The 14654-nt window shown below is 43.4% G+C and carries 15 protein-coding genes and 1 riboswitch; of the genes, 10 read left to right on the top strand and 5 right to left on the bottom strand.

Going from position 1 to position 14654, the window contains the following annotated elements:
• Positions 1–289: 289 nt before the first annotated feature.
• Entirely contained in the window at positions 290–1579 is a 1290-nt protein-coding gene (locus tag ACIQXH_RS16940; protein WP_402959298.1) for a glutamate-1-semialdehyde 2,1-aminomutase, read from the bottom strand.
• Between the two features lie 219 nt (positions 1580–1798).
• On the opposite strand from ACIQXH_RS16940, the gene chbG reads away from it, so the two are divergent.
• Complete coding sequence (gene chbG, locus ACIQXH_RS16935) at positions 1799–2545, top strand: chitin disaccharide deacetylase (protein ID WP_403124882.1); 747 nt, start codon at positions 1799–1801, stop codon at positions 2543–2545.
• Between the two features lie 50 nt (positions 2546–2595).
• On the opposite strand, the gene ACIQXH_RS16930 is transcribed toward chbG, so the two are convergent.
• On the bottom strand, positions 2596–2916 hold the full coding sequence (locus ACIQXH_RS16930) for a hypothetical protein (protein WP_402988845.1): 321 nt from the start codon (positions 2914–2916) through the stop codon (positions 2596–2598).
• 150 nt (positions 2917–3066) lie between these two features.
• Between ACIQXH_RS16930 and ACIQXH_RS16925 the strand changes: the two genes are divergently transcribed.
• From ACIQXH_RS16925 to ACIQXH_RS16915, 3 genes are read left to right on the top strand one after another with little or no spacing between them, the layout of a single operon-like run.
• The gene (locus tag ACIQXH_RS16925; protein ID WP_403124879.1) at positions 3067–4074 is read left to right on the top strand and encodes an ABC transporter ATP-binding protein; all 1008 of its coding nucleotides are present in this window, start codon (positions 3067–3069) and stop codon (positions 4072–4074) included.
• A 41-nt stretch (positions 4075–4115) separates the two neighbouring features.
• The gene (locus tag ACIQXH_RS16920; protein ID WP_402871388.1) at positions 4116–4907 is read left to right on the top strand and encodes an ABC transporter permease; all 792 of its coding nucleotides are present in this window, start codon (positions 4116–4118) and stop codon (positions 4905–4907) included.
• Between the two features lie 4 nt (positions 4908–4911).
• Positions 4912–5697 (top strand): ABC transporter permease, encoded by a 786-nt coding sequence (locus tag ACIQXH_RS16915; protein ID WP_402871385.1) that lies wholly within the window; start codon positions 4912–4914, stop codon positions 5695–5697.
• Between the two features lie 40 nt (positions 5698–5737).
• On the opposite strand, the gene ACIQXH_RS16910 is transcribed toward ACIQXH_RS16915, so the two are convergent.
• A complete protein-coding gene (locus ACIQXH_RS16910; RefSeq protein ID WP_402871382.1) occupies positions 5738–6214 on the bottom strand; it encodes an acyl-CoA thioesterase in 477 nt (158 codons plus the stop codon).
• The gene (gene metE, locus ACIQXH_RS16905; protein WP_403124876.1) at positions 6207–8513 is read right to left on the bottom strand and encodes a 5-methyltetrahydropteroyltriglutamate--homocysteine S-methyltransferase; all 2307 of its coding nucleotides are present in this window, start codon (positions 8511–8513) and stop codon (positions 6207–6209) included. Before metE ends, ACIQXH_RS16910 begins: the two co-directional genes overlap by 8 nt.
• A 140-nt stretch (positions 8514–8653) precedes the next feature.
• A riboswitch (cobalamin riboswitch) is annotated at positions 8654–8851 on the bottom strand.
• Between the two features lie 282 nt (positions 8852–9133).
• Between metE and ACIQXH_RS16900 the strand changes: the two genes are divergently transcribed.
• From ACIQXH_RS16900 to perR, 5 genes are all read left to right on the top strand, one after another.
• The gene (locus tag ACIQXH_RS16900; RefSeq protein ID WP_402871377.1) at positions 9134–9556 is read left to right on the top strand and encodes a potassium channel family protein; all 423 of its coding nucleotides are present in this window, start codon (positions 9134–9136) and stop codon (positions 9554–9556) included.
• A gap of 62 nt (positions 9557–9618) precedes the next feature.
• A complete protein-coding gene (bcp, locus tag ACIQXH_RS16895; RefSeq protein WP_403124873.1) occupies positions 9619–10089 on the top strand; it encodes a thioredoxin-dependent thiol peroxidase in 471 nt (156 codons plus the stop codon).
• A gap of 11 nt (positions 10090–10100) precedes the next feature.
• Positions 10101–11210, top strand: a complete 1110-nt coding sequence (locus tag ACIQXH_RS16890; protein WP_403124869.1) for an aminopeptidase — start codon at positions 10101–10103, stop codon at positions 11208–11210.
• Between the two features lie 145 nt (positions 11211–11355).
• Positions 11356–12300 carry a D-2-hydroxyacid dehydrogenase gene (locus ACIQXH_RS16885; RefSeq protein WP_402959285.1) on the top strand — a complete coding sequence of 315 codons (945 nt, stop codon included), beginning with the start codon at positions 11356–11358 and terminating at the stop codon, positions 12298–12300.
• A gap of 144 nt (positions 12301–12444) precedes the next feature.
• Positions 12445–12888, top strand: a complete 444-nt coding sequence (perR, locus tag ACIQXH_RS16880) for a peroxide-responsive transcriptional repressor PerR (protein WP_402871367.1) — start codon at positions 12445–12447, stop codon at positions 12886–12888.
• A 67-nt stretch (positions 12889–12955) separates the two neighbouring features.
• On the opposite strand, the gene ACIQXH_RS16875 is transcribed toward perR, so the two are convergent.
• Positions 12956–13309 (bottom strand): YgzB family protein, encoded by a 354-nt coding sequence (locus tag ACIQXH_RS16875; protein WP_402871365.1) that lies wholly within the window; start codon positions 13307–13309, stop codon positions 12956–12958.
• A gap of 189 nt (positions 13310–13498) precedes the next feature.
• On the opposite strand from ACIQXH_RS16875, the gene ACIQXH_RS16870 reads away from it, so the two are divergent.
• Positions 13499–14362: a nucleotidyltransferase-like protein gene (locus tag ACIQXH_RS16870; protein ID WP_402871363.1), complete on the top strand. Its 864-nt coding sequence runs from the start codon at positions 13499–13501 to the stop codon at positions 14360–14362.
• Positions 14363–14654 lie beyond the last annotated feature (292 nt).

Genomic DNA, 14654 nt, shown 5'->3' with positions numbered 1-14654 from the left:
TTGATTTTATGAAACGTTCATATTAGTAAACTGAAACAACTGTTCAAGCTTTTTGATTGAATGATATAAAATAGAATAAATGGATATAAATGTATTGGTATCATATCATTTAAATATTCAGAAATCAATTTTTTATACAGTATATTGGATAGGGTGGAAGAGTGTGTTATTTAGAAAAAACTCCGTGAAAGCCAATTTGAAAGTTTTATTTAGCCGATATGAGAAAACCCCAAGATGGATATCCATCTTGGGGTTGAATGGTTGGTGCATATTTATTCTTTTGTTCAGCTTAAATCAAGTTCTTGAATGCATGTTCAACCGCTTTTAAAGTATAAGCGATATCTTCATCCGTATGGGCCGTTGTCAAGAACCAGGCTTCATATTTGGATGGTGCCAAGTTGATTCCTTGATTAAGCATCAGCTTGAAGAATTTACCGAACATTTCGCCGTCCGTATTTTCAGCTTGCTCGTAGTTTTCGATTGTTTCTGTAGTGAAATAGATCGTCAAAGCACCTTTTAGGCGGTTGATGGTAATAGGTACATTATATTGACGAGCGGCTTTAAGGATGCCGTCTTCAAGGAGCTTCCCTAAGCGATCAAGCTCGTCGTAAACGCCTTCTTCCTTCAACACTTCCAAGCAAGCGATCCCGGATAGCATGGAAGCAGGGTTTCCGGCCATCGTTCCTGCTTGATATGCAGGTCCTAATGGTGCGACCGTATCCATGATTTCTTTTTTGCCGCCATAAGCACCGATTGGAAGACCCCCACCGATGATTTTTCCAAGAGCGGTCAAATCGGGTTGAACGCCAAGTAAGTCCTGAGCCCCACCGTACATGAAGCGGAATGCAGTGATGACTTCATCAAAGATGACGAGTGCTCCAGCTTCATGAGATAAGGAAATCACATCTTCCAGGAATCCAGGGTGCGGTTCGACGATGCCGAAGTTGCCGACGATCGGCTCGACCAGGACACCGGCAATTTCGTTGCCCCATTTTTTCAGGGCCTCTTTGAATGGCTCGATATCATTGAAAGGAACCGTGATGACTTCCTGTGCAATACTTTTAGGGACACCAGCGGAATCCGGTGTTCCAAGTGTGGATGGACCAGAACCTGCAGCAACCAACACAAGGTCGGAGTGACCGTGATAGCAGCCGGCAAACTTGATGATTTTATCGCGACCCGTGTAAGCGCGGGCTACGCGGATGGTGGACATGACGGATTCCGTACCAGAATTGGTGAAACGGACTTTATCAAGGCCAGGCATCGCCTCTTTTAACATTTTGGCAAAGGTGACTTCATGCTTTGTAGGCGTACCGTATAAAACACCTGTTTCTGCAGCCTTTGTGATCGCCTTTGTGATATGGGGGTGTGCATGACCTGTGATGATCGGGCCGTATGCCGCCAAATAATCGATATACTTGTTGCCATCAACATCCCAGAAATAAGCTCCTTTGGCATGATCCATGGCCACCGGCGAACCGCCGCCCACGGCTTTATAAGAACGGGAAGGACTATTAACCCCACCGACGATATGCTCCAACGCCTCTTTATGTATAATTTCCGAATTAGTAAAATCCAATCTAAAAACCTCCTAAAAATACAAACATAATCACTCCTAATCATAGCACTTTTCCACTTTAAAATCCCTGGGAAATGGGGCCTGACCCCCAAACAAGCTGACCGAACCCCATATATACCAAGCTTCCATGCTTTTTATTTTGTTTGGGAAATAGGGTCTGACCCCCCATGGTCTGGTATATTCATAGTAGTAGGTTAGGGAATTGGGAGGGGGATAAGGATGCCGAAGTTGGTTATTAATGCGGATGATTTTGGGTATTGTAAGGGAATTAATTTGGGAATTATAGAATGTTTTCAGAATGGTGTCGTGACGTCGGCAACTTTGATGGCCAATATGCCGGGTGCCGAGCATGCGGCAGCGCTGGCTAAGGAAAATCCGAATCTTGGCGTGGGGATTCACTTGGTTTTGACCTGCGGCTATCCAGTGAGAAGCGATGTTCCTTCGCTGGTGACGGAGGATGGTGCGTTTCATCGACGCGGCGATATGCATAAGTTTGCTGAACCTGCGGATATAGAAAAAGAATTGAACAGCCAGATGGAGAGATTCCTATCATTGGGGCTGAAACCGACTCACATTGATAGCCATCACCATGTTCACGGCTTGGAGAAGGTTTATCCCATCGTTGAAAAGATAGCGAAAGCGCATGGCTTGCCGGTTCGGAAATTGGATGGGGCACTTCATGGTTATCAAGGCGTGAAAAGGACAGAGAAATTGATAACGGATTTCTTTGGATCGGACCTGACGACAGGCCATTTAGTTGATATTTTGGATACAAGTCTATCCTCCGAGACAGTCGAAATCATGTGCCATCCCGGGTATATAGACGAATCGATACTAAACGGAAGTTCCTACGCCCTGCCACGTGTAAAGGAAATGGCCATCCTGACAGACCCATTGATCCAAAAAGCCATAGCCGCGCGTGACATCGAACTAGTCTCCTATAAAGAGTTGGGAAATAGGGTCTGACCCCCAATACAAAGAGCTGTAACCCTTGATGGTACAGCTTTTTGGTTGAATTATTTCGTTTGGGAAATGGGGTCTGACCCCAAAGTTTCACTTATGAAGGACATTATATCTAGGATGGTGCTTGGGTTTTCGATGTTGAAGGTTTGGCGTTTGATTTCTCCTTGGGCCTGGTAGTAGGTTGCGTGTCCTGTTCCTTTTTCTTCATTAATATGTAAATGAAAGCTTAGTGGGGTATTTTCGATGGAGCCGGACGAATCCCTTTGGACGATCTGGCACAATAGTTGGTCGTATTCGTCCTCGTACAAGAAATCATACCGTAATTCCAGTACGATTTTTTCGATTTGCGTGAGCAATAACTTTTTTATATTCATAGCGATTAGTCTCCTTTTTATAGGTAATACATACATCGTTGAAATTCGCCCAACCCAGGATATCCTGAATCCAGGCATTTTTATTGTTTAAAAAGCTGAGGTTGGCTAAACTATTTGATTAGGACAAGGAATATGGAGGAAAATAACATAATGAGCAATGCAATTCAGGTTAATCAATTGCGGAAGGAATTCAAGTCGGTTTCAAGCCGTTCCGGATTAAAAGGGGCCTTCCGCGACTTACTTACAAGAAATTATAAAATCGTGCCTGCTGTCAACGATATCAATTTTACTGTAAAAAAGGGTGAGATGGTAGCGTATATCGGGGAAAATGGGGCAGGCAAGTCGACGACGATCAAAATGCTGACGGGGATTTTGGAGCCGACGTCCGGTGATATCATGGTCAATGGCATGAATCCGCATAAAGAACGGGAAAAGTTCACCCAGACCATCGGGGTCGTCTTCGGGCAACGATCGCAGCTTTGGTGGGATATCGCCGTCCAGGAATCCTTCCGGCTGCTGAAAAAAGTATATAAGGTGTCTGATGAACAATATAACGATCATATGGAACATGTAATCAAGACGTTGGATATCGGGCCGTTACTCGATAAGCCGGTGCGTAAGCTGTCCCTTGGCCAGCGGATGCGTTGTGAACTGGCTGCTGCCTTGATACACAATCCACCGTTGCTTTTCCTGGATGAGCCGACGATCGGTCTTGACGTGTTAGTGAAAATGAAAATCCGTGAGTTTCTGAAGGAAATCAATGAAAGATACAACACGACCATCCTTCTGACCACGCATGACTTGGGGGATATCGAGGCCTTGTGCGAGCGGGTGATCATGCTTGATGAAGGTCAAATCATTTATGATGGGGAATTGCAAAGCCTGAAAGATAATTGGGCAGAGGAAAAACAGGTCCACTTCCAATTCATCGAACCTGTCGAACTGAATGAACTGCAATCCTTACCGCTATCCTTTCATGTCAATTGGGAGCACGATGAAAAGAATCATGCATACATAGCCGTGTTAAAAGAGGAAAGTGATCATATTTCACAACTTGTCGCCGCTGTCGTTTCACATTTTAAAATCAAGGACGTCAAAATCCATGAAACGTCCATCGAAGAGATTGTTCGTAATATTTATGAAGAAGGCACGGTCTGACTCTTTCAGAAAAAGTGTGTCTACCAAGAAGGGAGAGGACCATGGGAAAGTATCTTGCGATGATTCGCATGCGTTTTTTGATGATGCTTGCGTATCGAACCGATTATTATACCGGTATTTTAATTTATAGCATCAATATTGGTGCTTATTATTTCTTGTGGAATGCGATATATGGAGAAAAAAGTTCCATTGAAGGGCTATCCAGCATGCAGATGACCACCTATGTGGCGGTTGCCTGGATGGCGCGTGCCTTTTATTTCAATAATATTGACCGTGAGATTGCCGATGAGATCAAGGACGGCAAGGTCGCAATCGAGATGATTCGACCTTATAACTACTTAGGAATGAAGACGATGCAAGGCCTGGGTGAGGGGATTTTCCGTTTCTTTTTCTTCTCCATACCAGGTATGCTGCTCGTCGCCATCATTTTCCCCATCCATTTGCCAAATGAACCGGCAACATGGGGGCTTTTCGGAATTTCCCTGTTATTCAGCTTCATCATCAATACGCAAATCAATTTGCTAACGGGAATCACGACATTTTTCTTATATAATAATGCTGGATTGATCCGGGCAAAACGTGTCATTGTTGATTTGTTTTCAGGCTTGTTATTGCCTATCAGCTTTTATCCAATCTGGGCACAGGACATCATGAAGTTTCTGCCGTTTCAAGGAATCAGCTATGTCCCGAGCATGATTTTCACAAATGGATACGGAACGGGAGACATCGGCATGGCTCTTTTACAGCAATTGATCTGGGTCATCATTCTCGTTATCCCCATCCAGGTTTTATGGATAGTCGCAAAAAAACAGCTGATTATTCAGGGAGGTTGATGGGATGTTCTACGTATCAATGTTTTTTCAATATGTGAGTCAATATATGAAAACGAGATTGCAGTACCGGGCTGATTTCGTCATCGAGATTCTTTCTGATTTGTTGAACCAAGTCGTGAATCTGGTGTTTATCTTAGTGGTCTTCGGACATACGGAGTTCCTAAGTGGGTGGAGCCGGGATGAAATCATTTTCATATACGGTTTTTTCCTTATCCCGTTTGCGTTATTTTCATCCTTTTTCAACATCTGGGATTTCAACGATCGCTACATCGTCAAAGGGGAGATGGACCGGATTTTAACAAGGCCGATTCACAGCCTGTTTCAAGTCATCTTAGAGCGGATTGAGCTTGAATCATTATTTGGTGTCGTGACCGGTTTGATCATCATCTTCTATTCCGGTGTTTCGTTAAACCTGGAACTAACTTGGTATGACCCGATTCTCTTCATCATCTTTGCAATCGGCGGGGCACTCGCGTATGCCGCCATCTTTGTTGCGATTGCAAGCATCGGCTTCTGGTCTGATGCCAAAACGTCCATCATGCCGATGATGTACAACATCGGGAACTACGGGCGCTATCCGGTTGATATTTATAATAAGGTCATCCGCTTTGTTCTGACTTGGGTGCTGCCGTTTGCCTTTGTCGGTGTGTATCCCGCTTCCTATTTTCTTAGAAAAGAAGAGTGGTACGCGTATGCATTCGCCACACCTGTTATAGGGGTCGTCTTTTTCATGATCTCAATCTTCATTTGGAATCAGGGTGTGAAAAGGTACCGCGGAGCAGGAAACTAAAAAAAATCCCTTCAACAATTTTGTTGAAGGGATTTTTTGCTTATATGCGTTTGTTTTTTCTCTCGAGATATCTAGCTTGTGCTTGGACGTACTGCCGCTTTTCTTCTTCCGTTTCCGGTTGGACTTGTGGAACCGGTATAGGCTTTCCATCTTCGTCTATCGCAAGCATCGTTAAAAAAGCGCGGGCGGTGAGTTGCTTTTCGCCAGTCAACAGGTTCTCCCGTTCTACTTTTACGAATACCTCCATTGACGTTCGATGGGCACAGGTGACATAGGCTTCCAAATTGATAGCATCCCCGGTCTTGATGGGGGCCAGGAAGTCAAAGGAGTCGCTTGAAGCGGTTACGACCGGTTTCCGGCAGTGGCGCATCGCTGCAATGCAGGCGATTTTATCCACATACGCCATCACTTTTCCACCAAAGATGGTATTGTGATGGTTCGTATCAGGTGGAAAAACGAGGTCCGTTAAAAACGTCCGTGACTGTTGAACGGGAATGCCTGTTGTTAAATCAGTCATTTTCCTGTTGGACCAATAGCTTATTCCGGACAACCGTTGCGGCTTCGACCATATTTTTCAGTGAAGCGACGGTTTCTGGAACGCCCCTTGTTTTCAGGCCACAGTCAGGGTTGATCCAAAATTGGTCTTTATCCAGTACCTTGATGCCACGTTCGATCATATCGACCATTTCTTCCACTGCAGGAACGCGAGGGCTATGAATATCATACACACCAAGGCCGATTCCTTTTTCATATGTTTTCTCCTCGAATGCGGAAGCGAGCTCGCCGTGGCTGCGGGACGTTTCAATGGAAATCACATCAGCGTCCAGGGAAGAGATGACATCCATGAAGCTATTGAAATCACAATAGCACATATGGGTGTGAATTTGTGTTGTGTCTTCGACGCTCGAAGTGGAAATCAGGAATGAATGGACCGCCCAGTTTAAGTACTCATCACGGTCGCTTTTTTTCAATGGAAGGCCTTCACGCAGGGCTGGTTCATCGACTTGGATCATTTTGATCCCTGCTGATTCCAGTGCCTCTACTTCTTGTTTCAAGGCCAATGCCAATTGATAGCAGATATTTTCCCGTGAAATATCGTCACGGACGAACGACCAGTTCAGAATCGTAACAGGACCGGTCAGCATTCCCTTCACCGTTTTTTTCGTCAAGGCTTGTGCATACACACTTTCTTTGACCGTCATCGGATCGATGAAATGGACATCTCCATAGATAACGGGAGGTTTGACACAGCGGGAGCCGTATGATTGAACCCAGCCTTTTTCAAGGAAGACGAAGCCGCCCAATTTATGGCCGAAAAACTCGACCATATCGGTTCGTTCAAACTCGCCGTGCACAAGGACGTCCAATCCGATTTCTTCCTGGATATCAATCCATCTGCCAATCTCCTCGTTCACGAATGCTTCATATTGATCAGCCGTCCATTCACCGCGTTTGAATTTCCCGCGGGCCTGTTTAACTTCCGCGGTCTGCGGAAAGCTTCCAATTGTCGTGGTTGGAAGGAAGGGCAGGTTGAAATACGCCTGTTGTTTTTGATAGCGCTGTTTAAATGGCAGGGTACGGCCATGGGATTGCTGCTTCGCCTGTTCGACAGCGGATTGAACGTCTTTATGGTTTCTGGCCTTTGAATTATTTAAGGTCTGCCATGCAGCTTTGTTTGCCGTCACCTTTTCTTCGATTGATTCTGGACCTTCGTTGTTTCCTCTGACCAAAAGTGTGATTTCTTCTAGTTTCTCATCAGCAAAGGCAAGGGCTTCTTTCACTTCGCTAGCCAGTTCTGTCTCGTTTCGAACCGTCACTGGAACATGTAGCAGGGAGCAGGAAGGTTGAAGCCAAATTCGATCTTCGGCTACGTGTTTCGTAATGGACTCGACCAACTTGATTTTTTTCGTCAAGTCAGAAAGCCAAATGTTTTTCCCGTCAATCACACCGGCCCCAAGTATTTTATCTTGCGGGAAACCGACTGTTTGAAGATTGCTGAGATTTTTTCCTTTGTCATGGACCAAATCAAGGCCGATTCCTTGAACGGGCAAGTCGATCACTTCTTGGTAGTGTTCTACAGCATCAAAGTATGTTTGCAGCATGATGTTCAGGTTGGGGACAGCTTCGTTCAATTTTTCATACAGGTATGTAACAGTTTTCATCTCGTCTTTGGAAAGGGAAGAAACAAGGGAAGGTTCATCGATCTGCACCCACTTCACGCCTTCTTGTTCCAGCTCTCGCAAAATTTTTGTGTATAAAGGCAACAGGCTCAGGATGATGGCCGGAAGATCACTTTTTTCATAGCCCTTTGACAAAGAAATGAATGTGTAAGGTCCGACTATAACCGGTTTCGTATCGATTCCTAGTTTTTCCTTGGCTTCGCGGTAAGCGGCGAGCGGCTTGTTTTCTGTCAACGTAAGCTGGGACTGTTTTAGCTCTGGAACGATATAGTGATAATTTGTATTGAACCATTTCGTCATTTCGGAAGCGACTTCATCCTTGTTCCCACGGGCCATTGAATAATAAACGGAAAGGGGGACCGTGCCACCCTTATAAGCCGAATAGCGTTCTGGCACCAGGCCGAACATGACGGACATATCGAGCATTTGATCATATAACGTAAAGTCGTTGACCGGGATGATATCGATGCCTTGATCTTTTTGTTTTTGCAAATTGCCTAAACGGATCGCTTCCAATTGCGCCATGAATTCCGTTTCATTTAATGTTCCAGCCCAATAGGCCTCTAATGTACGTTTCCATTCACGATCTTCACCGATTCGTGGGTACCCTATATTACTACTTTTCAACACATCCATCTCCTTTTAATGAAATAACAACAAAAAAAGCACCCCTAACCGTCAAAAGAGAAAGTTAGAAATGCTTAAAATAAAGGGGCACGAAAATACCCCTTATCATTATAAGGTCCCTAACACTTCCCTATCTCCCGTAGGTTAAAACAGTGTTGTCGAAATAGGCAGGTCTCCTGACTCAGGGAACTCTTACTTAGCACTAAGAGCCTTCCCAATCCAAAAGGACCAGTGGCATCAAACAAAAGCGCTATACATTCCCATTACAGTGGCGGGACCGTGCCGGAATTACACCGGACTTCCCTTTTAATCCTAAAAGCTTAGGAACCTATCTCCACATATGAAATTCATAAAAAACTCCGTCCGCATAAACACGGACGCTGAAATTTACAAAATATTATAAAAACTTAACCCATCTTAGCATACCCCGACCAAATGGGTCAACAAGGAAAAAGTCGGGAAATGGGGTCTGACCCCCACCATGTGGCACGAGATCCCATGCTGTATCTATGTTTCCTAGATGGTGCAGCAGCTGGGAAATAGGGTCTGACCCCTAAAACGAGCATATATTGACTCGCAAAAGAGTATGTATAAGGGAAGTGGGTTGTTTTTGAAATGAGGCGTGGGGGATGACCTTTTATATTTTGATTGTGGGGATTATCTTTTGCATGGTGATGAGCATTCGGACCTTATTTCTTTCTGAGTCGGAGGCAAAGAAGTTTTCTCTTGAAGATATGCTGTGGCTCGGCAATTTATATGCGACATTATTAGTCGGTTTTGCACTGATTTATTTATTATACGAGCTTCAGAATCATTCGGTGATTCTTGATATGGGCAATCGCTTGGATGGGACCTTTTCCGAGCAGCTGAAGACTTCATTTTATTTTAGTGCGATGACGATGTTCTCCGTCGGATACGGGGATATCTCCCCAATCGGTATTGGCCGGATGATCGCGACAATCCAAGCATTCATTGGCTATACGCTACCTGCGGCATTTGTGATCAGGGCTGTCATCGATTTTGAACAGAAGGAAAGAAAGAACAAGAAATGAAAGTTGTGTTTCTTTCAATTATTGGGTACGCTTACCATGATGAAAGAAATGGAGGGTTTAGAATGACGGTCGAAATTGGAGAAAAAGCACCAGACTTTCAATTACCAGCAAACAACGGAGAACAAGTTACCCTATCAGGGTTCAAGGGTAAACACGTTGTATTATATTTTTACCCAAAAGACATGACACCCGGTTGCACGACGGAGGCTTGTGATTTCCGTGATGCTAATGAACAATTCGAAGAGCTTGATGCTGTCATCATAGGCATTAGCCCGGACCCGGTAACACGTCATAAAAAATTCATTGAAAAACATGGGTTGCCTTTCCTGTTGCTTGCTGATGAAAAGCAAGAAGCCGCTGAATTATATGGCGTATGGAAATTGAAAAAGAACTTCGGTAAGGAATACATGGGCATTGAGCGTTCGACTTTCCTGATTGATAAGGAAGGAACGATCGTTAAAGAATGGCGTAAAGTCAAAGTAAAGGGCCACGTCGAAGAAGCGTTGGAAACTCTTCGTGACCTAGAAAAATAAGGTACAGGCTAATGAAGGATGAGCGACTTATCAAGCTTGCCAAGCAGCTGATTCATCATTCACTGAGGCTGCAGGCGAAAGAGCGGGTCTTGATCCGTGGGCCTGTTGCAGCAAAGGCCCTATTGAAGGAACTGATTGACGAAGCCTATAGAATGGGGGCCTATCCTTATGCGGAACTTGAAGATGACGAAATTACCAGTCATCTGCTAAAAGGGAATGTTAAGGAACAGCTCGATACCTTATCGAAATGGAATTATAAGAAATACGAAGATGTGGATGCAGTCATCATCATATCGGGCGATGGAAACGAAGGGCGAGGAGTGAGTGTCCCTCATGAGAGATATCGCCTTCAGGAGGATGCCATGAAAACGTCCACCATGTTCTTCGTCAATAACCGGCGCTGGGTGTTACTGAATTATCCGACCATTGGTTCTGCAAAAAAATCCGGCATGAGCCTTGAACAGTATGAAGATTTCTTGTTAAACGTGTGCACACTGAATTATCACAAAATGGAAAAGTCCATGAAGCCTCTAAAGGATTGGATGGATCAAACGGATCAAGTCCGGATCATATCGCCGGGGACTGACTTGGCTTTTTCCATTAAAAATATCCCCGCTGTCATTTGCGCTGGTAAAAACAATCTTCCAGATGGTGAAGTGTTCACGGCACCGGTAAAAGACAGTGTCAATGGCACGATTTCCTTCAATACTGCTTCCGCCTATCAAGGAGAGGTATTTGATGGGATAACCCTTACATTTAAAAAGGGAAAAATCATGAAAGCTTCTTCCAATCAGTCGGACCAAATGAATCGTTTGCTCGATATGGATGAAGGGTCCCGGTACATCGGGGAATTCGCCCTGGGAATCAATCCGTATATCATGGAACCGATGGGTGATATCCTATTCGATGAGAAGATTAGCGGCAGCCTCCATCTTGCCACTGGTCAAGCTTACCAAGAGGCCGATAATGGAAATCAATCATCGTCTCATTGGGACATGGTCTTGATCCAGCGACCCGAATATGGCGGCGGAGCGATCTACTTTGATGATATACTGGTTCGTAAGGACGGTTTATTCGTGCCACGGGAATTATGCGAATTGAATCCAAATCAATTAAAATAAAGCCCTTTTTAATAGGGAGAGGCGTTTGTCCAACTCAAATAGAGGACCCCTGAATATGATTTAGTAAGGGAATACCTCCTCATAGAAAGTTGCGCGGGACATTCAGTGCCCGTGTTTTTTTATGTAAAGAAAAGGAGAGATAATCATGTTAGTATTTTCAACAATCATTCCGAATGAAGACATTCAAAAGAAGATGGCACAAGCATTTCCCGATTTGACATTTATGTATCAAGAAACTTGGGCGGATGAAAAGCTCCAAGAAGCCGAAGTTCTTATTACATATGGAGAAGATTTAACCGATGAAATCATTGAAGAGGCAGTGAACGTGAAATGGATCATGGTCATGAGTGCCGGATTGGAGTTAATGCCTTTTGCCGCCATTGAGAAACGCGGAATCATGGTGACCAACGCTAGGGGCATCCATAAAATCCCGATGGCTGAATATACAATCGGCATGCTTTTACAGTATGAAAAGAAATTAAAACAACTAATTGAGAATGAAGCGGGAGAAATCTGGGACCGGAAGATAGAAGTAGGCGAGTTGAATGGAAAAACGATGCTGATCCTAGGAACGGGGGCAATTGGAGGGGAAGTGGCACGTCTTGCCAAGGCTTTTAGAATGACGACCCTCGGAGTGAATCGTAGTGGGAAAGCCGTCGAACACATCGATCATCTATACGCCCTTACGGAGCTTGAGAAAGCATTGCCCAAAGCGGATTATATCGTAAGCGTCTTGCCTAGTACGGATGAAACGAAGGATTTGTTAAAGAAAGAACATTTTAAAGCAATGAAACGTACAGCCGTCTTCGTGAATATAGGACGGGGAGATCTGTTCAAGGAAGACGTGCTCATAGAGGCCATGCAGGAGCATGAACTCGCTCATGTGATACTGGATGTATTCGAACCTGAACCGCTAGTGAAGGGCCACCCATTCTGGAAAATGGAGCAGGTCACGGTAACCCCGCACCTATCAAGCAAAAGCGGCGAATATTTACCAAGGACCTTTGCAATCTTTGAGGAAAACATGAAAGTCTACCTAAAAGACGGAAAGGATTTCATTAATATCATCGACCCTAAAAAGGGATACTAGGACCAACTAGAAAAACAGGAAATAATTAAATGAATGAGGAATAAACTAAGGGTGTAGATATATTGACAAAGCTTGCTTATGGGGAGTACACTATTTATAAACATTACAATGTAATAATTCATACTTAATTAGAAAAAGAGGTGGATGACGGTGTCTGAAGTTCAGTTGAAAGAAGCGTTGGATTCCCTTAAAGATACCGGTGTAAGAATAACTCCTCAACGCCATGCAATTCTTGAGTATTTGATAGACTCCATGTCGCATCCTACTGCTGATGATATTTATAAAGCGTTAGAAGGCAAGTTTCCGAATATGAGTGTGGCTACGGTTTATAACAACCTGCGTGTGTTTCGTGAAGTGGGATTGGTCAAAGAGCTTACCTATGGCGATTCGTCAGCTAGATTTGATTTCGTAACAACGAATCATTATCATGTTATCTGCGAAAGCTGTGGTAAAATCGTCGACTTCGATTATCCTGCATTGGATGAGGTCGAGCACTTTGCAGCACAGGTCACCGGATTCAACGTAAGTCACCATAGGATGGAAATCTATGGGGAATGCACGGATTGTGCAAAGAAAGAAGCGCATTAAAAAAAGTTCCGCCACTTGGTTGGAACTTTTTTTGTTGCAAAAGCACTGTAACTAAAATCCATTCCATTCAGTCGTTCAGGCTTTTGCGATTATATTTTTCGTCGAACTCTTCGCCTTCCAGCTTTTTATCAAGGGTCAGCGTTTCATTGCAATGCATACATATATCGACCCTACCTAATATTTTCGTAGGCTTCCCACAGTTCGGGCAGATAACCTGTACCGACTTTGTGGACAGCATCCCAATCCAAAAGTAAACGCCCGTGCTTGCGATAATGAATAGAAGTCCAAGACCCATGAAGAGCGTCATGACGATAGGGTGCGACTTAAAGAATAGACCGATATACATCACGATAAAGCCAACGAAGATCAAACTTAAAGCAAATGTACGGATTTTATTGATTTTGCTAGAATATTTAGCCATGTTAGACCCTCCTAAAATATAACTTTAACTATAACATAAACTAAGGTTGGAACAAAAAAGAAATAAAGGATACAAATTACTTATGGTTGGCCATCGGAAAAATAGGAAAGAACATCTAGGTTCAGAAAACAGGATTTTTGAAGAGAATTGTCGAATGTAAAAAGAAAAATGGTTTTGGAGGAATTTATTATGGAAGATATCCTTCGCCCGATTTATCAAGAGCGAGCAAGTTTGAAGTCCACATTAGGGATTTTGTTAATAGAAAAAAGGGAGCACAAAAGCCCCATCACTGATACGTTTGATTATGTCCTATTTGTCATCGTGGATGATGCAGAGGAACCTGTATTTTTAAAGCACTATACCTATCAGGATAAGAAAGCGGCTTTACATGTTGTGAAAGAAGAGCAAGTCAAGGAATGGATTTTATTAGGGTCGAATCGTAAAGTCGTGGATTGGATTTATAATGGGAAGATTTTATTCGACCGAAATGAATACCTGGAGCATTTAAAAACCGAAATCCGTGAGTTTCCCTTCTATGGAAGAAAGCTGAAGATGGGAATGGAATTTGCAAAGTTAATTCGTAGGTATAGGGATGGAAAAGACTTTTTTGAGAATGGCCATTACCTGGATGCCTATAACCATATTGTTCACTCGCTACATCATCTAGCCCGATTGGAAATAATAGAACAAGGTTTTCATCCAGAGGTGACGGTTTGGAATCAAGTGAAGCATATGGAACCTGAAATATATAAGTTGTACGAAGAACTGATTAGCAGTGAAGAAACCCTGGAGAAAAGGTTGGAGCTTCTTTTTCTAGCTAGTGAGTTCCTTATTTATTCCCGTACCAATGCCGGTTCTCAACACCTACTGGAAATAATGAATGCTAGAGAAGGGTCTTGGACCATAGCGGAGTTAATGGAGCATCCAGAACTAAGTTATTATTCAATCGATCTAGGCGTTCTTTTAGAATACTTAATTGAAAAGAAAGTAGTGGATACCATTATAGTCGAGACCAAAGGGCACGATGTTTATCACCGATTTTATAAAGTTTAAAAAAATATACTAAAAAATCATTTTTAGTATTGACCAATAATAATATAGGTGTTATATTAATACATGTCGCTGCGGGACATCAGCTTTCGCAGCTTCAACGAAGCTTTACGAAATAAAAAAACATCAAAAAACATGTTGACAACTTAAACGAAAACATGATAAGATGTATAAGTCGCTTACGAAGTAAACGACAACGAAATTGCTCTTTGAAAACTGAACAAAACAAAGCGCCAACGTAAATTTTGAGTGAGCACACACTATAAAAAAGCAAAATGAGCAAGTCAAACATTTC

This window comes from Peribacillus sp. NPDC097225 (genome assembly GCF_044761955.1).
Taxonomy (GTDB): domain Bacteria; phylum Bacillota; class Bacilli; order Bacillales; family DSM-1321; genus Peribacillus.
The sequence above is the reverse complement of the archived record's forward strand: the minus strand, read 5'-3'. Positions and strand labels throughout refer to the sequence as shown.

Bases quoted from the DNA above. Each gene is read 5' to 3' on its own strand.
- chbG (WP_403124882.1), top strand. From the start codon at position 1,799: ATGCCGAAGTTGGTTATTAATGCGGATGATTTTGGGTATTGTAAGGGA.
- ACIQXH_RS16930 (WP_402988845.1), bottom strand. From the start codon at position 2,916: ATGAATATAAAAAAGTTATTGCTCACGCAAATCGAAAAAATCGTACTG.
- ACIQXH_RS16925 (WP_403124879.1), top strand. From the start codon at position 3,067: ATGAGCAATGCAATTCAGGTTAATCAATTGCGGAAGGAATTCAAGTCG.
- ACIQXH_RS16920 (WP_402871388.1), top strand. From the start codon at position 4,116: ATGGGAAAGTATCTTGCGATGATTCGCATGCGTTTTTTGATGATGCTT.
- ACIQXH_RS16915 (WP_402871385.1), top strand. From the start codon at position 4,912: ATGTTCTACGTATCAATGTTTTTTCAATATGTGAGTCAATATATGAAA.
- ACIQXH_RS16910 (WP_402871382.1), bottom strand. From the start codon at position 6,214: ATGACTGATTTAACAACAGGCATTCCCGTTCAACAGTCACGGACGTTT.
- metE (WP_403124876.1), bottom strand. From the start codon at position 8,513: ATGGATGTGTTGAAAAGTAGTAATATAGGGTACCCACGAATCGGTGAA.
- ACIQXH_RS16900 (WP_402871377.1), top strand. From the start codon at position 9,134: ATGACCTTTTATATTTTGATTGTGGGGATTATCTTTTGCATGGTGATG.
- bcp (WP_403124873.1), top strand. From the start codon at position 9,619: ATGACGGTCGAAATTGGAGAAAAAGCACCAGACTTTCAATTACCAGCA.
- ACIQXH_RS16890 (WP_403124869.1), top strand. From the start codon at position 10,101: ATGAAGGATGAGCGACTTATCAAGCTTGCCAAGCAGCTGATTCATCAT.
- ACIQXH_RS16885 (WP_402959285.1), top strand. From the start codon at position 11,356: ATGTTAGTATTTTCAACAATCATTCCGAATGAAGACATTCAAAAGAAG.
- perR (WP_402871367.1), top strand. From the start codon at position 12,445: ATGACGGTGTCTGAAGTTCAGTTGAAAGAAGCGTTGGATTCCCTTAAA.
- ACIQXH_RS16875 (WP_402871365.1), bottom strand. From the start codon at position 13,309: ATGGCTAAATATTCTAGCAAAATCAATAAAATCCGTACATTTGCTTTA.
- ACIQXH_RS16870 (WP_402871363.1), top strand. From the start codon at position 13,499: ATGGAAGATATCCTTCGCCCGATTTATCAAGAGCGAGCAAGTTTGAAG.